Below are 26,082 nucleotides of genomic sequence, written 5' to 3' on the forward strand. Positions count from 1 at the left end.
CAACTTTTAACTATGAATTCTCGGTTCAGGATAAAGAGTTGCCAGCAACTCGCTCTCTATCAATGATAATTGCTCCAGCCGCTCAATAACAAGAGCGCGATCGAAATAAGTTGTTGCCAAAATCCAATATACCCCGTAATGGCGCGCTTCCGAAGCCATCAAACTGCGGTAAAACTTAGCTAATTCTGCGTCGGGACAATGCTCGCCTAGCAGCCCCAACCGCTCGTGACTCCGCGCTTCAATCAAACCAGAAACCAACAAAGAATCCAAAAGTCTCTCCGGTTCCTGCTTGCGAATTTGGGCGGACAAACCCCCACCGTAGGGAGGCGCAGCCAAAGGGCCCAAAGCGATCCCGCGCTCTTCTAAGCGCTGGTTGACTTGCTCGAAATGCTCCAATTCTTCGCGGGCGATGGCGGTTAACATCCTTACCATTTTTTCCCGCGCTGGGTAGCGAAACATTAAATTTAACGCTACTCCGGCTGCTTTCCGCTCGCAGTGAGAATGATCTAATAAGATTGTATCCAAATGTGCGATCGCCTGTTCGATCCAAGCTGGCGAAGTCGGCTGTTTCAAAAACTTAATTGTTGTCATTAGTCAGTTGTCAGTTGTCAGTTGTCATAGTGGTGTCCCCGCTCGCGAACGTTATTACTCAGTAGTCAGTAGTTAAATAGCCTTCGAGTAAATAACCTTTCTCGGTTTGTTTTATCGTTCGGACTTCAGTCCTTTGATTGGTGCGGACTGAAGTCCTCACTACAAACCTATTTAATCGCGGTCATTCCAGTGGAAATCATACTATTAATTCAGATTTTACCAGAAAGAATTGGTTGAAAGCCCGCCCGCCTTCGAGGGAGAAATTAAAATCAGACTATTCATTACTCCAATACTCGGACTTAAGGGTAGAGGTCCCTCTCTGGGGGTCAACTGTCAACTGTCAACTGTCAACTGTCAACTGTTGAAATAGCTTTTCAAACACCGCATACATATCACCAGCAAACTTTTTCGGATTCCACAACGGCGACAAATTGGCTGCGTCTTTAGATTTCATCAACTGTGCTTGAATTGCCTTTCTTAATTCACCATCTTTACCCAATTTTACACCCAGATCCACATATTCAGCCCAAGACCATGCCACACCAGTTTCAATTCCCAAAGCCTGCAAGAACGAATAACCCATTCTCGACAAAAACTGTTCTCCAGTGCGAGTCACCACAGGCAAATTAAACCACAAAGCCTCTAAAGTGTGAGTACCTCCATTATAAGGATAAGAATCTAACAAAACATCAGCCAGCAAATAGACAATTCTGTGTTCTTCCTCCGTAGCAAACCTGGGCAAAAACTTAATTCTGTGCCGACTAACTCCCTCAGCTTCGCAAGCTTGATGGTACGCACCTTCAAATACGGCAGCATCGCCCAAAGCTTTGTGAATTAAAATACTGTTCGGCACTTGTTTGAGAATCGCAATTTGTGCTTTTACTAAATCGGAATTGAATTTTCTGCCGGGAGCGACGCACAGGTAAACTATCTGATCGAAACCGATCCGATTCGACTTTCTCAACGCCACCGGATCGACTCCATACCTCTGAAAACCTGACACGGCCACAAAGGAATCCGGCATTCTGATTAGCTGCTCGTCATAATATTTTTCCCTACCTGCTGGGTGCGAATGCCAGTCGGTAAGAAAGTAATTTTCCGAGGATATGTATGGGGCGTCAAATCCCAGCCAAGAGACACAAACTGGTGCGGGTTTTTGGTGAAGTATTTCAGCGTGAATTGGGACGCTGAGAGAATCTAAATCGACTAAAATATCCAATTCATCTTGCTGGATTTGGTTGATAATTTCTGCGGAATTGGCAAGTCCGTTTGGGTAAGTTTTGGGGAAAGTGAGTTTGCCCAAACTATCAAATTGCTGAGTGCGATCGTCAGGAGTAATTCTTTCGGAAGCGTACAGATATAAATTGGGTGTGAACTCGGACAATTCGCGAATGATGTCAGCGCTGCACCAACCTACAGAATGACGGCTGAAGTGATTGGATAAAAACCCGATTTTTAATTTGCTGGCTGGGGATTGTGGTTTTAAACTGTAATTTGCGGGTTGAGAAAAATTGGGTTTGATACATTTTTCGATATACTTTTGGGCAATTAATCTGTAAAGTTTAGAGTTGGCTGCTAAGTCATCTCGCACATAGGGCGTGCTGAATAAGAAGTTTGCATAAAGCGATTTAATTTCTACCGAGCTAGCCGTTTCTAAGTTCTGTTGCAAGTACGACTCTAACTCTAAAAATCGATCGCCCGCAATTTGATTCAATCCCGAGACTTGATAGGTGCTGACGTAGTAAATCGCCGTCATAATTGGATCGGTTTCGGCGCACATTTGGCTGTATTTGTGTACGGCTTGCCGCGCGGCCGCTAAATCGCTAGTATCTCGGAGGATGCCACACAAATGTTGGTGGGCGGCAATAAAATCGGGTTTGATTTCTAGCGCTTTTTGCAGGTTGGGTATGGCTTCTTTTGCTTTGCCCTGGTGGCGCAAAATTATGCCAATTTGACAGTAGGCTTCGGGTAAATCGGGTTTAAATGCGATCGCCCGTTGCCATGCAGCCACAGCCTCGTCTAACTTCCCTTGTCGCGCTAATTTATCGCCTAAATTTATGTGAAAATCTACCTGAGCGAGATGGGGATTGAGTTCGAGAGCTTTTTGCTCGTAGGCTACGGCTGCATCCGACTGCCCTTGCTGCTTCAGTGCGCCTGCCAAATTCCAGTAAGCAGCAGCCAAAGTTGGTTTAAGTTCGATCGCCTTTTGGTAATTGACGATCGCCTCCACGAAATGCCCTTGTTTGTAGAGCATACTCCCCAAATTAGCATAAGCCTCAGCAAAATCGGGATTCAGGGCGATCGCCTCCGAATAAAACCGCATTGCTTCCTGAATCTGGCCGCTTGCTTGCTGCACATTGCCCATTGTCACGTAAGCCGCCGCCCAATTCGGTTGCAATTCCAGAGCTCGGCGACAAGCAGCGACGGCGGCTGCTAAATTGCCTTCAGAGTAATAAGTTTCTGCAACGACAGTCAGCGATGCAGAATCTTCTAATTGGGGTGTTTCGGATTGGTTGTGAAAATCGGAATTCATTTGGCGCCCTATCTGTGCTATCAAGTTAGAGGTTGAATCTAAATCATTTTGCAGAGTAGCAGTTTTAGCGGAACTACGGGCGATCGTCACAGATAATTTATGAGCGAGAAGCAAGCGACACAGCGCCAACATCACATCAAGTGGAAACCAAACCTCCTGCTGGGGATACTCTTGTTAGCCTTAGCAATCCCCTTACCCTTTGCCCAAAATACTCTCGCGCAAAAGCAGACAGCCGACTTTCGGCAGCGACTATTTCAAACAGCCCTTTATTTCACCCTATATTTTGAGGGCGGATTCAGCAATCACCCCGCAGATAAGGGCGGCAGAACCTATCGGGGCATCCTGCAAACGGAATACAACTCCTACCGCTACAGTCGCGGGCTGCCACCCCTCGACGTGACGCAGATGTCGGAAGCAGAGCTCATGGAAATTTATAAATATTACTGGGATTCGAGCCTGTCGGGTACGATGCAGCCTGCTTTGGCGATCGTCATGTTTGACACTGCTGTTAATTTTGGTATTAATAATTCTATTACATTTTTGCAGCAAGCTTTAGGATTGCCACAAACTGGTGTTTTTGATGCGCGCACGAGGGATGCGCTAAAATCTGCTAATAACAAAAATACGGCGCTGCAAATGATTAACGAACGGATTATTTACCGCTACAAACGAGTGCAAGAAGATCCGAGTCAAATGGCTTTTTTCCGGGGTTGGCTGAGTCGCGATTACAGTTTGTGGGGCTACGTGAACAAGATTAAGTAATTAGGAATTGGGCATTGGCCAAACAGGGCATTGGGCGGAGCGTAGCGGAGGGATTGGGCATTGGGCATTGGGAATTAATAGCCGTTTCTCCCTCTCTTCAATTGTCCAATTCTTCCCTTCTTCCCTCTTCCTTATTCATTCTTCCATCGGAATTCCATCCGTTACATCCGTTACACAATCCGTTGCCGAACTTCCTTCTGCCTTTTTAATATTATCTCTCTCTTCTTCTCTGCGCTCTCTGCGGCCTCTGCGGTAAAATCATCCAGAAAAAATCGTAGTTGCGAGATTCCCCACTTCTTAAAAAAGTAGGGAATCTAAAAAATGAATCTACAGCAACACAAAATCCCATGCAGTAACCAAACTATTGAACCCAGTCACCGTTGCCAAAACTTGATTATCTGCCGCTGATAAAATCGTTACCGCTGGCGCCGATTAAAGTAACGCTACGATCGGTACCGAGTCGATCGCACTTTGCTGTAGTTATAGAAGAAAGACAGCCCTTCGGCTTCGCTCTGCGTAAAAAGCTAACTAAGGATTTTTTTTAATTGGGTACAGCCAAATTTGCAACGTGCTAATTTGGGAATATATTCCGTAGTTAAAACTTGTACTTGATACAATAATCGGAACTGAGAATAATGTCAATTCATAAAAGTCATAACTTAAAATCATAAAAGTCATATTTATAAAAAAATATTTCAATCAGTAGCCAAAGCTATCAAAGTTAAGTCAAATCATGTATAACAGAAACTCAGGCATAGAAAAATGCGTGACTCCCGTACAAATCACTTAAAATATGAAGCCTATGACGGTAGAAGAAGCAATATTTTTTTTGGACAACCTGGTATACCAACAAACAGAAAAAAACCTGAGTCGGTTGCAGCAGTCGATAATTAAAGGCGTTTTAACTGGTTTGACGTACCAAGAAATTCAGCAAAACGATCCGATCGCCCGCGGGTACACAGTGGGATACCTGGGCCGATATGTCGGCTACAAATTGTGGAAAGATCTCACCAAGATATTCAAGCAAGCAGAAATTATTCGACCAGAAGAAAGAGTAGTCGGAGCAAATCTTTGGGACTGTATCATGAGATCTCTAGAAAAAGGCACAAAACCTGTTAAATCGGTCGATCCGATCTTGCAAAAGCTGCTGCGGATGCGTTACCGAATCCGAGAACACTTAGTCAGCACCGAGTACAGCGATACATATCTCGCTGAAGATGAAAATTTGCCCGATCGACCTTTGTGTCTCGTCAAGCGCCTGAAAAGCCAGTCAGAGAAAACCAGCAAGCTATTCGATCTAGAAACGCGAGTGCTATATCGCTTAGGCCAACACGATCGCATACCAGAATTGTTAGCTCGATTTGAAGAAGATGGATATTTTTATTTAGTCTATCAATTCATCGAAGGACAACCACTCTATCAAGAACTCATCGAAGGTCAACCCTGGGAAGAACATCAAGTTATTGCTTTGTTGAAAGATATCTTAGAAGTGCTAGTCTTCGTTCACAAAGAAAATGTAATTCACCGCGACTTGCACCCTCAAAACTTAATCAAGCGCTCACCAGATAGCAAAATTGTATTAATTGACTTTGGGGCAGTCAAAGAAATCAATACCTCGCAAAATAGCAACGGTCAAACCAAATCGCGTGGCGGTGGCACTCAGCAAGAGTACATACCACCCGAACAAGCCATCGGTGCGCCGAAGTTTTGCAGCGACATCTATTCTGTCGGGATCATCGGGATTCAAGCCTTGACAGGGATGCGCCCGAAACAACTCAAAGTCGATAATTTAGGCAATCTTATTTGGCAGAAAAATGCAACTGTGACGCCGGAGTTTGCTAGCATTTTAGACCAGATGGTGCTGTACTCTTTCCCCCAGCGTTACCAGTCAGCAACTGAAGCTTTGGAAGCAGTTCAAAACTTGGGAGTCTGTCGTCATTAGTCATTAGTCAGTTGGTAGGGGCGGTGCCCCCGCGCCCGCCCTCCTGGTTGTCAGATTTGATACCAAATCTGGCTTGAATATCCCCTTTTTGAGTCCGCGAAACCCAGGGCAGTTTTATTGTCGGAAAAAGAAATCTGAAACTATCGAAAGCATCGCTCAAAGGTCGGATAGCACTTTTGCCAAGGTACGTAGTTGCGCTTCAGCGCTCTGTCCTAATCTTAGAAAGAGCGCTGAAGCGCAACTACGTACCTAATTTATATGACAACAATAAAACCACCCTGCTCTTGAGTCCGCGAAAGCGGACGAAAGTTTGTCTAGGATTGGTTTCAAGCGCACAGTTTTATCTTTTGTGAGGTTAGCGGAGCCAACGGATAGGATAGCACGAACAACAGCCACAGCAGCCGGTTGACAATCCGACTGCTATTTTTGTTGTTAGGGCCCTGCGGAGTCGATCGCACAATCCTTTACCATTACCCCTCGAATGAGTGAGTAAAAACACTCTGCCCGGAAGATGAATCGGGCGATCGCACTTTTTACCACCTCGCTGGAACAAGGAATAAGTAACAAACAATAAGGACAAATCCGAAAGAAAAAAGAATTTTTTATTTTAACTAACAATCAAGAAAAATCATTGAATTCTGACGAATGCCTTATACATCAAAGCCTGTTACTTTTAGTTGACAATCTATCTCAAGTTAGATAAGATCGTTAGTATTATGTGCTATCTACACCGTTATAACAATATCTTAAGCAGCTTGGTATATCTGGCAACAATATAAGTAGAGTGTTTATTGTTACCTTCTACACCTAGAAACTCACATAATTTGAGGGAGCGAGAAATTGGAATTTTTTGAACGATCGCAAAAAGTGCAGCCGCCCTCAACCCCAATTGCAGCACTCCAGTCTTTTTCCAAAAAAGCTGGTATTGCAGTAATCGCGATCGGCTGTACAGTCATGTTGGGTTGGATCTTTGACCTGCAACTCTTAAAGAGCATTTTTCCAGAACTCCCGAGCATGAAAGCGAACACAGCGTTCTGCTTTATTTTGAGCGGATTGTCTCTATTTCTGCAACAGCGCAGGCGCGCCAAATCAACAACAATTAAACCTCAGAAAATAGATAAAGCTTTAATTGTTTCCAGTTCACTTTTAATTATATTAATCAGTCTATTCACCCTAATTCAATATAGCTCTAATTTAGACTTAGGCATCGACCAACTGCTATTTAAAGACAATTCCAACCTCACAAGTATCTCAGCACCGGGACGGATGGCGCCGAATACTGCCACTGCTTTTTTATTACAGGGAACTGCCTTGCTGCTGCTGTCTCTACGCCGCCCCAAATACCTGCGGGTTCAAATCTTAAGCTGTTGTGCATTTTTAATTGCATATCTGGGCTTGATCGGCTACATCTACGGCAAACCTTTCTTTTACACAATTGGCTATACAGGAATGGCTTTGCACACCTCCGTAGCATTTATTTTGCTGAGCCTCGGCATTTTATTTGCCAGTCCAGAGCGAGGATTGATAGCAGTAATTGCGAGCGATCGCGCGGGCGGCATCATGGCAAGGCGGTTGTTACCACAGGCGATGGTTATTCCGACTTTGGCAGGTTACTTCATCATCTCGGGAGAGCGGTTGCAAGCCTACTCTCCGGAGTTAGGAATATCGCTGTTAAGCGTATTGAACGCGATCGTTTTTACTGTTCTGATTTGGCAGAATGCCAAAACTATTTGCATCGCAGACAGGAGGCGCTATCGAACCCAACTGGGGCTGATCAAAGCTAAATCAGACTTAGAAAGTCAAGTTGAGAAACGGACTCTTGAACTGCAACTTGCTAACGAGCAATTGCAGCAGCAAATTCTCGATTCTCACACAACAGAGCAGGCGCTCCAAAAAAACTACAACCTGTTGCTCACAGTCATTAACAGTACGCCGACCGCCCTATTTGTCAAAGATATTCAGGGCTGCTACATGATGCTCAACGCTGCGGGAGCTAGCATCATTGGCAAGTCTTTTGACGACATTATCGGCCGAGATGACAGCGAGTTATTTCCGGCGGAAATTGCAGCCAATATTACCAAAACCGATCGCCAGATCGTGACAGCGGGAAAAACGCAAGTAATGGAAGAAGAATTGCTAGTTCAAGGAAAATTGCGGACATTTCTTTCGACAAAAAACGCTTATCGAGACGGGCAAGGAGAAATCAGCGGTATAGTTAGCATCGCGCGGGATATTACCGATCGCAAACAAGCAGAAGTCGCCAACAGAAGTCTGGCAGCAATTCTCGAAGCAACACCGGATTTTGTAGGTATCTGCGATCTCGACGGGCACGCTGTTTACATGAACAAAGCAGGCAGAAAAATGGTGGGTATCGACGAAAACGAAGATATATCGAACAAACAAGTTGGAGAATTCGCCGCAGCCTCAGCCCGCAACACCTTCCAGGAAGCGATCGCCACCGCAATCTCAGGCGGTGTTTGGAGTGGAGAAACAGCCTTCGTGTCAGCCTCGGGAGTCGAAATTCCCGTCAGCCAAGTCATCATCTCCCACTCAGCACCAGACGGCCAACTCGCATATATTTCTACCATCGCCCGCGACATCAGCGATCGCTTCCAAGCCGAAACAGCCCTGCGTTTAAGCGAGCAAAGATACCGATCGCTGATCGCTGCTACCGCGCAACTCGTATGGATCACAGACGCACAAGGAAAGCCGATCGCGCCCACAGACTGGATGGCATATACAGGCCAAAGCTTGGAGGAAGCTACAGACAACTGGTTTTCGGCGGTGCACCCAGACGATCGCGATCTCACGCTGCAAGCTTGGATGCGCGCAGTCGAAACCAAAAACCTCTATGAAATCGAACACCGCTTGCGGGCGTCTGACGGCAGCTACAGGCACTTTTGGGTGCGCGCAGTCCCAGTTTTAGCAACAGACGGCAGCATTCGCGAATGGGTGGGCACGCACACGGATATTAGCGATCGCGTCCAAGTATTGGAAGCACTCAAGCAATCAGCAGCACAGTATCGATCGCAAGCAGCCCAGCTCGAAAAAGCTTTCCGCGACTTGCACGAAACCCAAGCCCAACTAATCCAAACCGAAAAAATCTCATCACTAGGGCAGCTAGTTGCCGGAGTCGCCCACGAAATCAACAACCCGATTAACTTCATCTACGGCAACATCACCCACGCCAGCCAATACGCCAAAGACTTGCTCGAATTGCTCCACCTTTACCAGGAAAAATACCCATATCCCGTCACGGAAATTGCTTTATCAGCCGAAGAGATAGAAATTGATTTCTTAATGGAAGACTTTCCGAAGATTTTGGAATCAATGAAAGTAGGAGCCGATCGCATCCGCGACTTAGTTGTATCCTTGCGTAACTTTTCCCGACTCGACGAATCGCAGATGAAGCGAGTAGACATTCACGAAGGAATCGAAAGCACTTTAGTAATTTTGCAGCACAAGCTCAAAGCTAATTCAGTTCGTCCGGCGATCGAGATCGTCAAAAACTACGGTAACTTCTCCAAAGTCGAGTGCTATGCAGGTCAGCTCAATCAAGTATTTATGAATCTGTTAGCAAATGCGATCGATGCCCTCGAAGAATACAATAGCAAGCGTTCTCCAACAGAAATATATGCTAGCCCCAACACCATTCAGATTAACACCAGTGCGAATACAGACACAGTAACCATTCGGATTGCCGACAACGGGATGGGAATCAATCCTGAAGTTATGAGCAAATTGTTCGATCCATTTTTTACTACCAAACCCGTCGGCAAAGGCACTGGCTTAGGACTATCAATCAGCTATCAAATTATAGTTGAAAAACACCGAGGAAAATTGAAATGTGTTTCTGCACCCGGGAAAGGTGCAGAGTTTATCATAGAGATTCCCATTTCCCAGAATCTATCAGCCCAAGCAACGGAAAACATCAAGGAAAAGGAAATGGTGAGCAGTAATCAGTCATTAGTCATCAGTCATTAATTTCTGAGTGTCACGTAGTTGCGCTTCAGCGCTCTTAGGTACGTAGTTGCGCTTCAGCGCTCCGAGGGCTAAAGCCCAACTACATACCAGAGATACCATAGGCACGTAGTTGTGCTTCAGGGCTATTGGGGCTAAAGCCCAACAACATACCTTTCTTGGTACGTAGTTGCGCTTGGGCGCTTTTGGGGCTAAAGCCCAGCAACATACCTCGCCACATAAAACCCTCCGCAGTATTAAGCGACGCACCTTGCAAAATAGTCATCTCCCCGTCTGGGTCGATCGCCCAAAATCGAAATAATTCTTTACAATACAAGAGTAAATATAATTATTCACTTAAAAAAATCCCTTGAAAATGCCCGTAAACCAACTTTCAGCAACAACAGCCCCTGCACAAACACCGGAATTAGACTTTGACATAGCCATAGTCGGAGGCGGCATAGTCGGGGCCACCTTAGCGTGCGCCCTCAAAGATTCCGGCTTAAAAATCGCCATAATTGAAACCCAACTCCCCGCAGCAGCAGCAGCCAAAAAACAAGCCTACGCAGTCACCCTGCTGTCAGGAATGATCTTAGAAGGAATCGGAGTTTGGCAACAAATCTTACCGCAAATAACCACCTTCGAGCAAATTAGCCTCTGCGACGGCGACTATCCCGGAGTCGTCGAATTCCACCGCCCCGATTTAGGAAATACTGGGAAATTACCCGTACCAAAAGAGGCATTAGGTTATGTTGGTGAGCATCGAGTCATGCTGTCAGCTTTGCAGGAATCCTTAGCAAAAAACCATAATTTTAGTTGGGTTTGTCCTGCGGAAGTAGTCGAGGTAAAATATTTAACTAATTGCGCCGAAATTCAAATCAAACAACAGGGCGAAACTCGCACAATTCGCACCAAATTATTAGTTGCTGCTGACGGTTCTAAATCCCGAATCCGCAGCGAAGCCAATATCAGCACTCGCGGCTGGAAATACTGGCAATCCTGCGTAGCTATCACCATTAAAGCCGAAAAACCGCACAACGATATCGCCTTTGAGCGCTTTTGGCCGAGCGGCCCGATGGGAGTCCTACCATTACCGGGGAACCGCTGTCAAGTAGTTTGGACTGCGCCTCACGCGGAAGCAAAAGCTTTGCAGTCAATGGAAGAAACAGAGTTTTTAGCTTTGTTGGAACAGCGCACCGGCGGGCTTTTGGGGAATTTGGAATTAGAGAGCGATCGCTTTTTGTTTCCGGTACAGTTAATGCAGAGCGATCGCTACGTGTTGCCCAGATTAGCACTCATTGGCGACGCGGCCCACTGCTGCCATCCCGTGGGCGGACAGGGCTTAAATATGGGGATTCGAGATGCAGGTGCGATCGCCCAAATCTTGCAGCAAGCGCACCAAAAAGGCGAAGACATCGGCGACTTGCGAGTGTTGAAACGGTATCACAACTGGCGCAAAAAAGAGAATTTAGTCGTGTTGGGATTTACCGATTTTCTAGATAGATTGTTTTCCAATACATGGCTGCCGATTGTAGCATTCCGCCGCTTCGGATTGTGGTGTTTGCGGACAATTCCCCCAGTCAGGTTTTTAGCATTGCGATTGATGACCGGTTTAATGGGGCGGCCACCGAAATTAGCGCAAAACTAGGTTCGTAGTGAGGACTTCAGTCCTTCCAATCCAAGAAACCGGGTTTTTACGATTTTTATCGATAATAACGAATAATCTCAAAAAAACCCGGTTTCTCGCCACCCGCGCACCATCTCAGAAACCGGGTTTTTTCCTGAATATTTGCAATGTTACGAAGTTGGTCGCAAAAACCCGGTTTCTCAACCCTCGTCACAAAAGTCAATCTGTACTTTCGTGCGCGATCGCGCTACAATAATCCGCTCAGATCAAACCCAGCCCTGACGGGAGTAGACAAACCATGCAACCCGAACAAGAACAAGAGATACTCAGCCTGCGCGATCGCCAATTAACGCCCAAACAAATCGCCCGAAAGTTAGGATTGACAGCATCCGAAGTCAGTACCTTTCTTAGATCCCAGGCAGAACAAACAGCCCTCGCTAGCGCCGAAAAAGGAGATTTATTGCCCGTTGCTCAATGTCTCGTGGATGTAAATTTTGCCAATGTCTTGTTGCGAAATGAAACCACTGAAGCGGGCGGTTTGGGTTTAGTGATGGTTACCCGTTCCAAGGGATACAATCGTTTTGTTGCAGCCACTTATTTGATCGACTACTGGTGTTTGGGGGTGAAGGATGCCATGCCGCCGCGTAACTGCAACGATAGCCAATATAAAAATCTCATCGAGAATTCTTACTCGCCGTTTGTGGGATACGAAGAGATTAGTTTAGAGCAAGCACAAGCTTTGGTTTGGGGTGCGATCGCCTATGCCAAAACATTAGGCTTTAAACCGCATCGCGATTTCGAGGAGTCGAAGGCTCATTTAGGAGAACCAACCAGCGAAATCAGCTTGAAATTCGGTCGCGATGGAAAACCTTATTATATTGAGGGGCCCTACGATGACACAAAGAAAATCATCAATACCCTTAGAAACTCTGTGGGAGACGGTAATTTCGATTACTTGTACGGGATTGGGTAGAAATTGATACGGTTCCGCGCGATCGAAGAAACCGGGTTTTTTCCCATCTCTTCGCCTGTCACCAAATATTCTCGCAAAAACCCGGTTTCTGGCCAGCCACCCATCAAAATCAATAGCCGTTGTTTTTTCGTTGGATTTGCGTTAGGATATAAGAAAGAGGTTAAACTATGCAAATTACAAATAAAAAATTTAGGTTACGAAGCGGTGCAAATTGGACATCATTTGAGAAGTTTCGTTTGAAAGGCGCAGAAGCACTCAGTTCGATCGCCAATGGTGTCATTGCTACCCTCCAGACAAAAACAGGACAGTACCGCATTATTGAGGAAAATGACTTTCAAGCAATGTATGGACTGGCCCGTGATGTCGATCGCATGAGAGGAGGATTGCGTATCGTCATCTTGGCTGTGCGGGCGGCACAAAAACACCCAGATCCTGAGAATCTCAATCTACTTGCGGAAGCAGTTGCGATGCTGGGAGATATGCCTGAGCTTCCTACTCGCAATAGTTTCGATCGATTAGTTCCAGAGAATTTGGACTTGGATGAAGATGATGAAGTGATGCTCGATCCTGATGAAATCGATCGTCCTTTGGAATCTGAGAGTGCGATCGACAACAGGATAGATCGATCGTGATGGCTGTAGCAAATAATGAGCCTAACAATCTGGAAACTCTTGAAAATCAGCTACGCGAACTCTCTCACGACGATCGAGTTTTCACAATTATTCAAGACTTTGCCGATCGACTTGGTAAGACAAAAGACCGTCAGAAAGTTTTCGGAGCAGAGGGATCGCTGGTGCGTCAGCCAATTGAGTATCGGGATTTGCCAATAGAATTGTAGATCTGCGGTAGTTGAGTTTAAGAGTTTCTCAATTTTTCCAACATTGGAAAAACTTTACTTTTCATCTTATTATGATATTCAAGACGGGCTTCTACCACTTCTGAATTCAGGTGAGTCACACAATGATTAGTAACATACAAAATATCCTGAGATTCAGATTGATCTTCTGAAATCAGGAAACTCTCACCCTCATTGGTAAAGCACAGAATATAGCGAACCTCATCATCGCAGTCGCGCACAAACTTTCCTAATAAGTTTTTGTAGTTGAGAGTATCAACCTCTTTATTGAAAGATTCAGCTTTGTTTCCCTCTATCCCGTGACAGATGAAGGTAGCAAAAATTGCGTAATCTGAATCACGAGGCGGTTTTAAACTGACAACTTTTTTAATATAAATAACGGTATCACAAGGCTCTACTTCATCAGTATCTATGATTTTTACTTCATCCGAAAATTGAATGAAGGTTTCACCATTTTTCTTTTGATAGCAGGTAAACTCATATCCTTTGCTTTCTAGTTCAGCCAAAATCTGGCGTACTGGCTCAGGCATCGCTGAACTTGGAATAATACGCATAATTCAATAGTAAACTCCAACCACTTTTTGTGATGAATTGGAGTATTATAGCTTCAAATCAGGCTCAAACTCTTCTATTTCCCTAGCTGTGAATCGATAGCGATGTCTTTTGATGCCAATCGCTGAGCGAACGACTTTTGGTAATGGCTCTTCGCAATCCGACTCAAACTCTTCTATTTCGCTAGCTGTGAATTGATAACGATGCCGCTCGCTGACATTAGGTAAGCGAATCTCTTCCAACAGAACACTTAGTTTTGTCTGTAGGTTATTTACATTTTTGGCCAGAAATTCCCTTGATAAATAAATAGTATCTGTAGTGTAATCAAAAGCCGCATTTGCTCCATTAATATCAGCAGATGAAACGACCCTTAGCTGCCAGTAAGTGCCTTGAAGATAGACTTTTTCAGACAAATTCCGATCGATCGCCTTTTTGACCGTTCCCAAAACTGGTTTGTAAGAATGCCGATCGCGAACTCTAGTGGATGTCTTATACACTTTTGGCTTCCTCTTTTGGCTTTTTCTTTGTATATCGGGGAGTTTTTATAATTTTATGCAAGTGAATACATACTTGTTACTCTACTGCGGATATCCAAACTTGTCAGCAAGATACAGTCGGTTAAAAAGTGTTAAAAAGTAATATTTTAGAGTAAAGGTAAGATAGCGGTAAGATTATGGTAAGATTACAGTCATAACTAGACTCCCCCTTAAGCAATGAACGTTGAGGAAGCCTTAAGAATCACTGATGAGTTAATCTGGACCACAACAGGAAAACACCTGACGCATTTGCAAGAGGCTATAGTTCTGAACACTTGGAAAGGTAAAAGGTATCACCACATTGCTGAACAACACTCATATAATGCAATTTACGTCAAGAGCGTTGCTGCTCAGTTGTGGAATCAACTCTCATCAGTATTAGGGGAACCAGTCGCAAAAACTAATCTGCGAACTGTGCTGGAGCGAGGCTCGCATTTGCAATCAATCCCACTTTTCCAAACGAAAGTAGAGGATAAAGGGGCGAGCGCCATCTCAGCCCAAGACTGGGGTGAAGCACCAGATGTACCTGTTTTCTATGGACACACTGAGGATCTGGCAACCCTACACCAATGGATCGTGAAGGATCGCTGCCGACTGGTGGCAATATTGGGCATGGGTGGGATTGGCAAAACTGCTCTGTCTGTGAAAGTGGCAAAACAGATTGAGGGTGAGTTTCAGTACGTCATCTGGCGAAGTCTTCATTATGCCCCACCTGTCACAGAGTTTTTAGCAGACTCGATCAAATTTTTTTCCAATCAGGAACTCACTAATTTACCAAAAGACGCAGCTAATCTCATGTCGATCCTGATCCAGTATTTGCGATCGCATCGATGTCTGTTGGTACTCGATAATGCTGAGTTGATTTTAGAACCTGGGCATCTATATAGACAATATAAAGAGGGCTACGAAGGGTATGGCGATCTCATTAAACGGGTAGGAGAAGTATCTCATCAAAGTTGCTTAGTTCTAATCAGTCGGCAACGATTTAGAGAGATTGCATTGCTAGAAGGCTCCATAAGACCTGTTCGTTCATTAAAATTGGATGGGTTAACCGTAGAAACAGCATCAGAAATCTTCAAAGAAGAATCTTTATCTGACCAGGATAAATGGAGTGACCTCATTCAACTATATCGAGGCAATCCCTTGGGCTTAAAGCTAGTTGCTAAGACAATTAAAAGCCTATTTAATGGCAAAGTATCTGAGTATTTACAACTCGGCACAATAACAATCATGCCGGGGATTCAAAAAATATTGGATGAGCAGTTCCAAGCATTATCAATTTTAGAAAATAACCTTATATGCTATGTAGCGAATTATCACTATCCAATTTCATTCAAACAATTGCAAGAAGAGTTTCAGTCAAAAGCAGATATAGCAGATGTTATACAAGCTTTAGAATCTTTAGTATGGTGCTTCTTAATAGAAAAAATTACAAAAGGCAGTGAATTACTTTTTACTGTACAACCTGTGGTGCAAAAGTACATTACCAAATATATCAAATCTGGCAATACAACCGATGTGGTAGAGCCTTAACGCTAGATAAGATAATCAATCTATAAATTTCTCCTGTTCTGACTGATCGTTCTAATAACTTTAGGGATGCCATTCTTTGATGCAATCACCTGCGTGACTTGCTCTCCTGGAGCTTTGTGGGTGTTTGCGCTTATCCTTTGGTTAGTAGAGGTTGCATTTTTAGGATCACGACCACGGTTTTCATAATCACTTTCTTCTAGGTCTATAGAAAGAGCAGTAAACAGATCATCCAGACTTTTTTTATTAACAGGATGTGTCCTATGGAGTATTTTCTTGAGTGTTTCACGCTGCTGTCTAACCATAGATTCTAATTTTGAAAGGTTGACATTTTCAGGAAACGGCTTGTTCACTGATTTTAAACAATTTTCCTGACTATAACCCTGAGACAATTTCCTTAAAGCAGTTTGTACTTTTTGCAGCCCTTTGCCAGTCAAATAACAATTTTTAGACATAACAGAATTTTTGGTGTTTTGGTCCTAACCATCGACTTTGCTTTCCGTACTAAAAACCCCGAATCTGGGGTTAGGCATTTTGCCTACTTAGCTCTAAAATGCCGATTATCGGCAGGATATGGGGCTTTGTCCTAGCACAATTTGCTGAGAAGCTTACTGTGATTGAATTTGGATAACTTTAACATATTTTTTTTTACATCGGCGCTGATGATCGGCATTAATGTTTGATGTGTCGTTTATTTTTGATATTAAGTTCACTGGGAACGCTGCGTCAGATGCTTACACAGAGCAAAATGGCACTGTTGTCTCAAAACAACGAAAAACGGCGCTCCACAGAGGAATCGCCGCTAGTCAAATAAACATACCTCCAAGATAGCATCATGGACAACTTATCTCTAGATCCCGATCGCCCGTCGCCAAACCCCCGACAGGCCAACGGCATCATCCTGCTGTGCGAAATTCTCCTCATTCTCTTGCAAGCCAACACTTCCAGCGACAAATGGTCGCAACTGCAACAGCTTTGCCCCCAACTAATCGAGACTCACTGGCGTGGCTACAGCTATATCCGGCTGTTTTCCTGCTGCTTGTTCGAGATTCTTCTGATCCACCTACCACCGGCGACAGATACAGGAATTCACTGTCACGATTCTTGGTACAACGTGAATATTTTGATTGCCGGCGAAGCAGCAATTGACAGCAAATACAAAATTCGTGGCGGTAAACCGAAACTCGTTGAAGAACAGAAACTCAGCAAAGGGCAATTCTCGCAATTGATGCGCTATCGCCCTCACAATCTCTGTTGTCCGGGCTCTGCGATCTGCCCAACTATGACGCTTAACATTCATTTCCCGAACCGAACTGAATCTTAAACGATTGGCGATCGCATTTGATAGTGATGCGATCGCCTCCCCACAGCTAAATTTTGCCAATCTTCAATACATCAACACTCTTTACTTGACGAGGAAAAATCAGATGACTACTTGCCCTTACAAAGACAATTCCAGCCTCAAAAAATTGCCCTGCAATTGGCATTCCCACCCTGAAAACTCGAATATCCGGCTGTGCGACTGCGGCAATTTCTACAAAATCGATGAATTAGTCGAACCCTTCCAAGGTTCGCAGTCTTTCTTTGTTGTCTTGACTATCATTATCCTGGTACTTGGGCAAGCTGTGCGCTTTGAACAACCTGGTTTGAATGCACCAGTGCGCCAAAATTACAACCAGCTTAAAGAGAGCCGATAGCAGAATTCACACCTGCTGATAAAAAGCCGATCGCCCTTTCCCTAAAAACATCAAAGGACGATCGCCCTTTTCACCTAAATCAATCTCGATTTACCCACTCCGACAAAAGAAACCGGGTTTTTACTTAATCTGTCGTCTTCAACGCAGTATTGTCGAAAAAACCCGGTTTCTGAGATCCTAATTACCGATCGATCATTTTATTCTTTAACAACTTCCATCAACTCCTCAATCAAAACATCGAGGGTGCGAGCTATTTTCTGAATTGATGTGATATCAACCGTTGCTAGTCCTTCCGAACGAGCATAGTGCCTGACTGTACTGTACGGAACTTCGGAGCGATCGGCAACATCTTTTAGCGTCCATCCCTTTTCGTCCGCAAACTCTCGGATTCGGAACCTAACTAACCCCATTCTACTTGACAAACGATAAGTATCTATCTTTTTAATTCAAACACAATTGTCGATCGACAGTTAAAGAGTATTTTGTATGGTGCGTCGCTGTCAGAAGTTCGATCGTACTTGAAGATATCTGATAGCGACGCACCCGACGATACTCGCGCAAAACCACAGAAACCGGGTTTTTTCCGAAAGCTGGGAGTTGTCGCCAAGTCTGTCGCAAAAACCCGGTTTCTCGCCACCCACCCACAATCCAAAATCTAAGAAACCGGGTTTTTTCCGAAATCTAGGAGTTGTCACCAAGTCTGTCGCAAAAACCCGGTTTCTCGCCACTACTTTTAGAGTAATAATGGCTCAATTTTGGTTTGCACTTCCTCAATCACATCTTCAGATACAGACTCAACGAATCGAACACCGCGAACTTTCCAGTCTAGACACTTAATTTGATCTGCAAGAATCACTCCCTGAACTTTTAATCCAATTGGTAAAGCAACTTCAAAAGGATACCCTTTTTGTTGCTTGGTAATAGGCATAAATAAAGCTAAAGAACTTTTCTGATTATAAGCACGAGGCGACAGCACAAAAGCAGGTCTAAGTCCTTTTTGTTCGTGTCCCTTAGTGGGGTCAAAGTCTAAATAAACAATATCGCCTCGACTCGGAATGTAGGGATTTGATTGTGTCACCAAACTTCATTCCCCACAGCAACTCCACTATCAATCTCAGTATGAAGATTTTCTGGAGTAATCGCCTCAATCAACTCCTCAAGCGAATACCGCCGACGAGTTATCGGTTCGATCGTCAGCCTACCATCTATCAAGACAAGCTGCACTTGGGAACCTTCCACTAAGTTAATCTCTTTAGCTAAATGCTGTGGAATCCGAACAGCAAGACTGTTTCCCCACTTTGCGATCGTCCCAACCATAGTCAAATCCTCTAGCTAGTAATATTATTCTCAGGAGTTCACCTTGTTTAAGGATGTATATACATAGTGTCTACAGTATAGCAACTAAATCTCAGAAACCGGGTTTTTTCCCAAATCTTCGCATCCTAACCAAGTCTGTCGCAAAAACCCGGTTTCTGGGCACCCACCCATCAAAAACAAAACAACTGCTAACAGCAAAAACTGTCAACAGTTGTTTTACATATTCAATGCGGATGGCGAGACTCGAACTCGCAAGGACATAATGCCACACGCACCTCAAGCGTGCGCGTATACCAATTCCGCCACATCCGCTCTTTCCGACAATCTCTGGGATTTTTTTGCGTTACCAGTTAAACACGCACAGGTTGAGGTTCCTGACATTTAACTTGTGACTAGCCCTTTTCGACCACCGATTTAAAACCATAGCACAACTATCACCAAAATGTAAAATAAATTTTTATTAAGAATTTATGGGCAACCATTATCCAGAAGATACCGAAAGGGATTATTCTACAGAATATTGAGTGAATAAGCACCGAAGATGGGGTTCTCGAAAATTTTAATCGCTAATCGGGGGGAAATCGCCCTCCGCATACTACGCACCTGCGAGGAAATGGGGATTGCCACGGTCGCCGTTCACTCCACCGTAGACAAGCACGCCCTGCACGTTCAGTTGGCCGACGAAGCCGTTTGCATCGGCCCCCCCACCAGTAGCAAAAGCTATTTAAACATCCCTAACATTATCTCGGCTGCCCTGACGCGCAACGCCGCAGCCATTCACCCTGGCTATGGCTTCCTCGCCGAAAATGCCCGATTTGCCGAAATCTGCGCGGATCATCAAATTACTTTCATTGGCCCCTCTCCGGCTGCGATGCGGGCGATGGGCGACAAATCTACCGCCAAAGAAACCATGCAGCGGGTGAAAGTCCCCACAGTTCCCGGTAGCGGCGGATTGCTGGCGGACGATCGCGAAGCTTTAGCAATAGCCCGCGACATCGGCTATCCTGTCATGATCAAAGCCACCGCCGGCGGTGGAGGCCGTGGCATGAGGCTAGTCAGAGAAGCATCCGAACTCCCCAAACTTTTCTCAGCAGCCCAAGGCGAAGCCGATGCAGCCTTCGGCAATCCCGGAGTCTACCTCGAAAAATTCATCGAAAAACCGCGCCACATCGAAATCCAAATCCTCGCCGACAACTACGGTAACGTCATCCATCTCGGCGAGAGAGATTGTTCAATTCAGCGCCGGCACCAAAAACTCCTGGAAGAAGCCCCCAGCCCAGCCCTCAGCCAGAAACTGCGGGATCAAATGGGTCACGCCGCCATTGCCGCGGCCAAATCCATTAACTACACGGGTGCAGGGACTGTGGAATTTTTGCTTGACAAATCGGGCAAGTTCTACTTCATGGAAATGAACACCCGGATTCAGGTGGAACATACTGTCACGGAGATGATTACAGGGCTCGACTTGATTGCCGAACAAATTCGGATCGCCCAAGGTGAAAAACTGCAAATCAAGCAAAACCAAGTAATTCTCAGCGGCCACGCGATCGAGTGCCGAATCAATGCTGAAGACCCCGATCGCAACTTCCGACCCCATCCCGGCAGAATCACCGGCTTTTTGCCTCCCGGCGGCCCTGGCGTGCGGATGGACTCTCACGTTTACACCGATTACGAAATACCGGCTTACTACGATTCTTTAATTGGTAAATTGATTGTATGGGGGCGCGATCGACCTTCAGCCATCCGCAGGATGAAACGGGCGTTGCGGGAATGCGCCATCACCGGCGTCCCCACCACCCTCAGTTTCCACCAAAAAATCCTCGATTCCCCCGAGTTTCTCAGGGGCGAAGTTTACACGAATTTTGTCGAACAGTTCATGGGCCAAAATGGTTAGTGGTCATTAATCAAACCCTGCCAGCAACAAAGGTACGTAGTTGCGCTTCAGCGCTCCTTATATATGCAAAAGAGCGCTTTCATCGCAACTACGTACCTAGATTTGAGTAACAAATTTTACAGTATTGTGGGATGGGCGTCTCGCCCGTCAAGAAAGGACGGGCGGGACGCCCATCCCACAAAATATGTGTAAATTATTTAATTTGGGTTCCTTGACATATGCAAAAGAGCGCTGAAGCGCAACAACGTACCTTGATGTGAGTAATAAATTTTACATCATCATCGTCAGGATGCCTTGCTGGCCGAGCATCATTTCTCGCAGCAAGCTACAGATGCCCACCCAGATAATCGGCGTAATGTCCACTCCGCCGATCGGCGGTACAATCTTTCTAGTTACGGCTAAAAAAGGTTCCGTCGGCCAAGCAATCAAACTCAACGGTAAACGACTCAGATTCACCTCGGGATACCAAGTCAGAACGATCCGAAAAATAAATAGCAAAGTCATCAATACTAGAACAGAGCCCAGAATCCAACTTGCAACGGTAATACCAGTCATGGGTCTTATCTCGAAAATCTTAAGTTTTGTGAAGTCAGCCTTTCATAATTTTAACCGTTTCCCAGGTGCGATCGAACACGATCGGCAGAATTATTCCGGCCTTATACCTTCGGATGGAAAGAGTTAGAGGGTTTGAGGGTGCGAGACTGAGAGTTTTCCAGGGTAAAAATATTGCTGGTAGCACCACATCCATTGCAAAATCCGTTGCCGAACTTCTCCCTGAGAACTGACTGCTGATAAAATTAATAAAAATCAAATTGTTGTAACAAAGGTCTTGAATTTATGACTCCTTCACTCGCGAACTTTTTGTACAGCCTGCTGGTCGGCGTTTCGCTGGTAGTCATTCCAGCAACCATCGCCCTGATCTTTATCAGCCAAAAAGACAAAATCAAGCGCACCTAAAAAGTCGGCGGGACTTAAGTCAGGCGCTGTAAGTCAATATTCGGCTGCACGTCGGGCATTTTCCGGCTTGTGAAACCTCGGCTACCAGCAACTGTGAAGGCAAAACCTTCGGTTGACGGCCAAGCTGAGGTTTTTTCCCGTTAAACTCATTGTTATAAGGTGCGCTTCCCTCTTCTGAAAGCTTGACCGGAGGCTGCCCTGTGAAACCACAGTCGGGATAACAGACTGACAGACTTATTGATAGATGTAAAATCTAACTCGCTAACATAGGAAAGACATAGGAGATAGGCTAATGGTCAATTTAGGATTGAACTTGAGCAGCCTGTTAGGGATCATCCTAGCAGTAGCAGGGGCAGGACTGTACTTTCTGCGATCGTGGCGTCCCAAACTAGCCCGAGACCACGATATTTTTTTTGCAGCCGTGGGCTTGCTCTGTGGCGGTATTCTGTTATTTCAAGGATGGCGGCTTGACCCAATTCTGGCATTCGGTCAATTTTTACTTGCAGGTTCCGCCATATTTTTTGCAGCCGAAAGCATCAAACTGCGGGGAGCGACCACAGCCCAAGCTAAAAGTCGCTCCCAATACGTAGATGAAGAGCGACCAGTCAGCAACGCCTACGCTTACGATGGCTACGATAACGACTTCGACCAGATAGAACCAGAGGAAGACTACCCGCAGCGTCCCCGGATTAGAGGCAGTCAAGAAAATCGTTCCTCGCGGGAAGTCTACGACGATGAGCCCCGCCGCCGTCCCTCGTCGAATCGCAACGGTAGCGCGAACGCATCTCGGGAGTCGATCGATCGCCCTCCCTCGCGCAAACGTCCGGCGCGCCCAGAAGCCCCGCCCGCCCAAGGCTCTGACAACTGGGACGTTTCAGACAACCCCGAAGAAAGACCGGCCCGCAGCAGCCGCAACCGCCCCCCAACTTCGGAAAACCGCAGTTCTGACGCGCCGCCGAGAACCAAAAAACCCCGGCCTTCCGAAGCATCAAGGTCTCGCCCCGGCAACCGCGAGATAGAAGCACCGCCATCAGACTACGTGGAGTATCGCCCCGTAGAATACCCGGAAGACCAACCGGATAGTTCCCCCAATTTCGACAAATAGGCAAAGATAAGTAGGTGGGTTAAACTAAACATTTCTCGCGCGATCGAGACAAATATTAACTGCCAGCCGAGAAGTCCCTCGGTATATTCAGAGGGGATGAATCTGAGCGTTAAGCGAAGTACCCCGAATGAATTACCGGAGGGATGAAAGGCTCGTCGGATGGAGGAACGGAAGCCGACAATTAAGCTTAGCCACGATGAATTAGTCTTCGGGGGCGTCTTGATTTTCAATGTACTTCCTAAGTGCTAAAACTGTGAGCAGGTCGAAAAAAAAAGGAAGTTTCTATGCAACTGACGTACAAATACCGCCTCAAGCCCACAAAAACCCAATTGGTAACGATTGCGACTCACCTAGAACTATGCCGCCGTCAGTACAACTACCGATTGAGCGAAAGATTTATATGGTGGGAAGCAACGAGAACACCCGTCAACTCTTGCCCTTTAACTGCATCCATAGTACCTGTTGACGAGATTTATCAAAATATTCCCTTGACCAGAGTGCAAACTAGGGATGGCAGAAAGAAGGATGAGTCAGGCAATCCTGTAACCAGGAAAGGTGATGTTTTTTCAAACATTGAAGGCGGATATGTGCAGTGGCAAACCATCCAGTTAGCCGATCTAAAAAACATTAAGAAGCTGTTTCCTGACTACAAAGTTTTGAATTCTCAAGTTTTGCAGGATGTGGTCAACCGAGTGGAAACTTCCTTCTCAAATTTCACCACGCCCGACAAAAATGGCAATCGTAGAGGCAAGCCTCGGTTTAAAGGATTCCATTACTACAAATCTTTCACTTATCCCCAATTAGATAATTTAGATATTATCAAGGATCAGCAAAATAGGATTTGTATTAACCTTGCCAAAATAGGTCAAATACCGATGGCATTCCATCGTCCAATACCTACAGGATTCACGGTTAAGACGGGGACAGTTATCAAAGGAGCAGACGGGTGGTATATTGCCCTGACGCTAGAAGATAAGACGGTTCCCGTGACGGTTGCCGAAATTCAACCGACTGATGAAAACACTCTTGGTATTGACTTGGGAATTACCAATTACGCTTACCTTTCTAATGGCGAAAGGATTGAAAATCCTAGGTTCTTGAGGAAATCTGCCGAGAAATTAGCTCATCTTCAGGCGAAACTAGCGTCGAGAGTTAAAGGTTCTAAGCCTTGGAAAATTATCAAAGACAAAATTTCTAAGCTGCATCAATTTGTAGCCTTAGCGAGACTTGATTTTCAATTCAAAACAGCACATGAGTTGTTTGGCAAATGCGATGTTTTAGTGGTTGAAGATTTGAGTCTCAAGAATCTAACTAGATGTGCCAAACCCAAGACTGAGATTGAAAACGGTAGTCTGGTTTATCTGCCAAACGGTCAAGCGGCTAAAAGTGGCTTGAATAAATCAATACTTGATGCTGCTCACGGTCAATTTGCCAACGTCCTCAAGTATGTCGCCTGGAAATTGGGTAAAATCGTTTTGTTTGTCGATCCGAAGGGAACTTCCCAGCATTGTTGGCATTGCCTCAACAAAGTTCCGAAAGAATTATCCCAGCGGTGGCATTCTTGTCAGTGCGGCGAGTCTTTGGATCGAGATGAAAATTCGGCCAAACTTATCAAGAAAATTGGTCTGAATCACGAAAGTGGCGGGGGAACTCCGTCACTCAAAAAAGCCTTTGCAAAAAAGGAAAAAGAAGCCTGCGGTCTAACTGTACTCAGTTGACCGTCAGGTTTGTTCACGTTGCGTTTATTGATGCCCATCTACTTATTCTCAGATCTTAGAATGTTTAAATAACTAAAGTAGTGAAAAAAGCTAATAAAAACAATCTTGAAATATATTTAATAGTATTCCTATAAATAATCCTTATGAGGTTTGTAGTGAGGACTTTAGTCCTTCTCATATTTGCGGACGAAGGTCATCACTACAAATCTTTGCGATCGCACAAAATACAAATTCTGGAACTAACCCAAAGTACAATAGTCTAAAATCTAAAATCTAAAATCTAAAATCATCAATATGCCCTTACTGGAAATAGGAGACCCGGCTCCTTGGTTTTCGATTGCTTCGAGCAATAACCCCTTATTTCATTTCTCGACGGTTGGCGGCCGACGAGTCGTGCTGTTTTTCTTTGCTAGCGCAGCTTTTGAACAAATCCAAGTTATCCTCAAAAACTTTCAAGAGCTTTCAGAAGAATTCAAGACTTTGCAAGTACCGCTGTTCGGAGTGAGCGTTGATGCAGCAGACAAACAACAAAACAGACCGACAACAATTGCTCCATCATTCATCTTTTTCTGGGACTTCGACAAAAAACTCAGCCAACAATACGGTGTTTCCCGAGATGTCGAACAAAATGGAGTTGGGGGAGTTCAATATGCCCCCCAAACCTTTGTTCTCAACGAAAACCTTCAGGTAATTAACATTTTGCCGATGGGCGAACCGCACCAACACGCTCAGCAAGTGTTGGATTTTATGAAAACTTTGCCCCCAATTGAGGAAGCCCGAGCCGCCACTCGCCACGCCCCGGTGTTGGTAATTCCTAACGTTTTGGACAAAGCATCTTGTCGCAGTTTGATCGATATATACAAGGCTGACGGCGGCACTCCCTCAGGTTTTATGAGGCAAATAGACGGGAAAACTGTTGGCATTCACGATGATAATTTCAAGAAACGTCGAGATTTATTTATTGAAAACCCGAATTTGCAGCGACAATTGAGTGCGATTATTCTGCGTAGGGTGGTACCGGAAGTACAAAAAGCTTTCCAGTTTAAAATTACTCGGTTTGAACGGTATTTAATAGCTTGTTACGATGCCCAAAGTGGCGGTTATTTTCATCCACACCGCGACAATACGAGCAAAGGTACGGTACACCGCAGGTTTGCGATGACTTTGAATTTGAATGTGGGGGAGTACACGGGGGGATTTTTGCGCTTTCCGGAGTACGCACCGCACGGTTATAAAGGAGATTCTGGTACGGCGATTATTTTTTCGTGTTCTTTGCTACACGAAGCGACGGCGATGATTAGCGGTGAGCGTTTTGCTTTGCTGTCTTTTTTCTACGGCGATGAGGATGCTGTGGTGCGGGACGCTAATCTTAAGTATATTGTCGATCGCCCGCCAGAAGATTCGAGAATTGCCGAAACTGCTGGCTTATCTTAGTTTTGCAACCAAACTCTGGCCCTATAAGTCGATCGACTTACCGAAAACTCAGCAGCAGGCGAAATCTTAAAGCAATCTCAAGCTTTAATTTATCCATA

At 45.2% G+C, this 26,082-nt stretch carries 27 protein-coding genes and 1 tRNA gene; 15 read left to right on the forward strand and 13 right to left on the reverse strand.

Translation table 11 applies throughout. From position 1 onward, the window contains the following. Nucleotides 1–6: 6 nt before the first annotated feature. Together QZ938_RS04750 and QZ938_RS04755 are read right to left on the reverse strand one after the other, a co-directional pair. Complete coding sequence (locus tag QZ938_RS04750) at nt 7–591, reverse strand: tRNA isopentenyl-2-thiomethyl-A-37 hydroxylase MiaE (RefSeq protein WP_293348580.1); 585 nt, start codon at nt 589–591, stop codon at nt 7–9. Nucleotides 592–931: 340 nt separating this feature from the next. Next, nucleotides 932–3,124, reverse strand: a complete 2,193-nt coding sequence (locus tag QZ938_RS04755) for a tetratricopeptide repeat protein (RefSeq protein WP_293148987.1) — start codon at nt 3,122–3,124, stop codon at nt 932–934. A 99-nt stretch (nt 3,125–3,223) separates the two neighbouring features. On the opposite strand from QZ938_RS04755, the gene QZ938_RS04760 reads away from it, so the two are divergent. The 3 genes from QZ938_RS04760 (at nt 3,224) to QZ938_RS04770 (ending at nt 9,812) form a co-directional block, all read left to right on the forward strand. Further along, entirely contained in the window at nt 3,224–3,886 is a 663-nt protein-coding gene (locus QZ938_RS04760) for a glycosyl hydrolase 108 family protein (RefSeq protein ID WP_293148985.1), read from the forward strand. 802 nt (nt 3,887–4,688) lie between these two features. Then, nucleotides 4,689–5,828, forward strand: a complete 1,140-nt coding sequence (locus QZ938_RS04765; RefSeq protein ID WP_293348577.1) for a serine/threonine-protein kinase — start codon at nt 4,689–4,691, stop codon at nt 5,826–5,828. A gap of 840 nt (nt 5,829–6,668) precedes the next feature. Then, complete coding sequence (locus QZ938_RS04770; protein ID WP_293348574.1) at nt 6,669–9,812, forward strand: PAS domain S-box protein; 3,144 nt, start codon at nt 6,669–6,671, stop codon at nt 9,810–9,812. 79 nt (nt 9,813–9,891) lie between these two features. Here QZ938_RS04770 and QZ938_RS04775 read toward each other — a convergent pair whose 3' ends face one another. Beyond that, complete coding sequence (locus tag QZ938_RS04775; RefSeq protein ID WP_293348571.1) at nt 9,892–10,125, reverse strand: hypothetical protein; 234 nt, start codon at nt 10,123–10,125, stop codon at nt 9,892–9,894. Nucleotides 10,126–10,164: 39 nt separating this feature from the next. Here QZ938_RS04775 and QZ938_RS04780 point away from each other — a divergent pair, with 39 nt between their 5' ends. The 4 genes from QZ938_RS04780 to QZ938_RS04795 all read left to right on the forward strand — a co-directional run bounded on the left by QZ938_RS04780 (nt 10,165) and on the right by QZ938_RS04795 (nt 13,226). Further along, on the forward strand, nt 10,165–11,436 hold the full coding sequence (locus QZ938_RS04780; RefSeq protein WP_293348568.1) for an FAD-dependent hydroxylase: 1,272 nt from the start codon (nt 10,165–10,167) through the stop codon (nt 11,434–11,436). Nucleotides 11,437–11,713: 277 nt separating this feature from the next. Continuing rightward, nucleotides 11,714–12,388 (forward strand): DNA-binding response regulator, encoded by a 675-nt coding sequence (locus tag QZ938_RS04785; RefSeq protein ID WP_293348565.1) that lies wholly within the window; start codon nt 11,714–11,716, stop codon nt 12,386–12,388. A 167-nt stretch (nt 12,389–12,555) separates the two neighbouring features. Further along, the gene (locus tag QZ938_RS04790) at nt 12,556–13,020 is read left to right on the forward strand and encodes a hypothetical protein (protein WP_293348563.1); all 465 of its coding nucleotides are present in this window, start codon (nt 12,556–12,558) and stop codon (nt 13,018–13,020) included. After that, on the forward strand, nt 13,020–13,226 hold the full coding sequence (locus tag QZ938_RS04795) for a hypothetical protein (RefSeq protein WP_293363124.1): 207 nt from the start codon (nt 13,020–13,022) through the stop codon (nt 13,224–13,226). The genes QZ938_RS04790 and QZ938_RS04795 overlap by 1 nt, the downstream gene beginning before the upstream one ends. 17 nt (nt 13,227–13,243) lie before the next feature. Here the strand turns inward: QZ938_RS04795 and QZ938_RS04800 are convergent, their stop codons facing one another. Together QZ938_RS04800 and QZ938_RS04805 are read right to left on the reverse strand one after the other, a co-directional pair. Continuing rightward, complete coding sequence (locus tag QZ938_RS04800) at nt 13,244–13,798, reverse strand: hypothetical protein (protein ID WP_293348557.1); 555 nt, start codon at nt 13,796–13,798, stop codon at nt 13,244–13,246. A gap of 45 nt (nt 13,799–13,843) precedes the next feature. Further along, complete coding sequence (locus QZ938_RS04805; RefSeq protein WP_293348554.1) at nt 13,844–14,293, reverse strand: hypothetical protein; 450 nt, start codon at nt 14,291–14,293, stop codon at nt 13,844–13,846. A 216-nt stretch (nt 14,294–14,509) separates the two neighbouring features. Between QZ938_RS04805 and QZ938_RS04810 the strand changes: the two genes are divergently transcribed. Further along, nucleotides 14,510–15,865, forward strand: coding sequence for an NB-ARC domain-containing protein (locus QZ938_RS04810; protein ID WP_293348551.1), 1,356 nt, complete (start codon nt 14,510–14,512; stop codon nt 15,863–15,865). 20 nt (nt 15,866–15,885) lie between these two features. Here the strand turns inward: QZ938_RS04810 and QZ938_RS04815 are convergent, their stop codons facing one another. After that, nucleotides 15,886–16,317, reverse strand: a complete 432-nt coding sequence (locus QZ938_RS04815; protein ID WP_293348547.1) for a hypothetical protein — start codon at nt 16,315–16,317, stop codon at nt 15,886–15,888. Nucleotides 16,318–16,697: 380 nt separating this feature from the next. Between QZ938_RS04815 and QZ938_RS04820 the strand changes: the two genes are divergently transcribed. Together QZ938_RS04820 and QZ938_RS04825 are read left to right on the forward strand one after the other, a co-directional pair. Further along, entirely contained in the window at nt 16,698–17,186 is a 489-nt protein-coding gene (locus tag QZ938_RS04820; protein WP_293348544.1) for a hypothetical protein, read from the forward strand. A 4-nt stretch (nt 17,187–17,190) separates the two neighbouring features. After that, nucleotides 17,191–17,559 (forward strand): hypothetical protein, encoded by a 369-nt coding sequence (locus QZ938_RS04825; protein WP_293348541.1) that lies wholly within the window; start codon nt 17,191–17,193, stop codon nt 17,557–17,559. A 197-nt stretch (nt 17,560–17,756) separates the two neighbouring features. Here the strand turns inward: QZ938_RS04825 and QZ938_RS04830 are convergent, their stop codons facing one another. The 5 genes from QZ938_RS04830 to QZ938_RS04850 form a co-directional block, all read right to left on the reverse strand. Continuing rightward, nucleotides 17,757–17,969, reverse strand: a complete 213-nt coding sequence (locus QZ938_RS04830) for a helix-turn-helix transcriptional regulator (RefSeq protein ID WP_293348538.1) — start codon at nt 17,967–17,969, stop codon at nt 17,757–17,759. 31 nt (nt 17,970–18,000) lie between these two features. Then, nucleotides 18,001–18,204 (reverse strand): hypothetical protein, encoded by a 204-nt coding sequence (locus QZ938_RS04835; protein WP_293348535.1) that lies wholly within the window; start codon nt 18,202–18,204, stop codon nt 18,001–18,003. Between the two features lie 88 nt (nt 18,205–18,292). Then, nucleotides 18,293–18,637: an endoribonuclease MazF gene (gene mazF, locus QZ938_RS04840; RefSeq protein WP_293348532.1), complete on the reverse strand. Its 345-nt coding sequence runs from the start codon at nt 18,635–18,637 to the stop codon at nt 18,293–18,295. Beyond that, complete coding sequence (locus QZ938_RS04845; protein WP_293148968.1) at nt 18,634–18,876, reverse strand: AbrB/MazE/SpoVT family DNA-binding domain-containing protein; 243 nt, start codon at nt 18,874–18,876, stop codon at nt 18,634–18,636. Before QZ938_RS04845 ends, mazF begins: the two co-directional genes overlap by 4 nt. Nucleotides 18,877–19,104: 228 nt before the next feature. After that, a tRNA-Leu gene (locus QZ938_RS04850) sits at nt 19,105–19,188 on the reverse strand. A gap of 229 nt (nt 19,189–19,417) precedes the next feature. Here QZ938_RS04850 and accC point away from each other — a divergent pair. Beyond that, on the forward strand, nt 19,418–20,770 hold the full coding sequence (accC, locus tag QZ938_RS04855; RefSeq protein WP_293348529.1) for an acetyl-CoA carboxylase biotin carboxylase subunit: 1,353 nt from the start codon (nt 19,418–19,420) through the stop codon (nt 20,768–20,770). A gap of 270 nt (nt 20,771–21,040) precedes the next feature. On the opposite strand, the gene QZ938_RS04860 is transcribed toward accC, so the two are convergent. Further along, nucleotides 21,041–21,325, reverse strand: a complete 285-nt coding sequence (locus QZ938_RS04860; protein ID WP_293148966.1) for a YggT family protein — start codon at nt 21,323–21,325, stop codon at nt 21,041–21,043. A 34-nt stretch (nt 21,326–21,359) separates the two neighbouring features. After that, nucleotides 21,360–21,518: a hypothetical protein gene (locus QZ938_RS04865; protein WP_293363122.1), complete on the reverse strand. Its 159-nt coding sequence runs from the start codon at nt 21,516–21,518 to the stop codon at nt 21,360–21,362. Nucleotides 21,519–21,607: 89 nt separating this feature from the next. On the opposite strand from QZ938_RS04865, the gene psbX reads away from it, so the two are divergent. The 4 genes from psbX (at nt 21,608) to QZ938_RS04885 (ending at nt 25,984) form a co-directional block, all read left to right on the forward strand. Continuing rightward, a complete protein-coding gene (gene psbX, locus QZ938_RS04870) occupies nt 21,608–21,727 on the forward strand; it encodes a photosystem II reaction center X protein (RefSeq protein WP_293148964.1) in 120 nt (39 codons plus the stop codon). 292 nt (nt 21,728–22,019) lie between these two features. Beyond that, on the forward strand, nt 22,020–22,832 hold the full coding sequence (locus tag QZ938_RS04875) for a Ycf66 family protein (protein WP_293148961.1): 813 nt from the start codon (nt 22,020–22,022) through the stop codon (nt 22,830–22,832). Nucleotides 22,833–23,116: 284 nt separating this feature from the next. After that, nucleotides 23,117–24,550, forward strand: coding sequence for a transposase (locus tag QZ938_RS04880; RefSeq protein ID WP_293148959.1), 1,434 nt, complete (start codon nt 23,117–23,119; stop codon nt 24,548–24,550). Between the two features lie 294 nt (nt 24,551–24,844). Next, a complete protein-coding gene (locus QZ938_RS04885; protein WP_293348523.1) occupies nt 24,845–25,984 on the forward strand; it encodes a redoxin domain-containing protein in 1,140 nt (379 codons plus the stop codon). The last annotated feature ends 98 nt before the right edge of the window (nt 25,985–26,082 follow it).

Source organism: Microcoleus sp. CAWBG27, from assembly GCF_020883145.1.
Lineage (GTDB): Bacteria > Cyanobacteriota > Cyanobacteriia > Cyanobacteriales > Microcoleaceae > Microcoleus.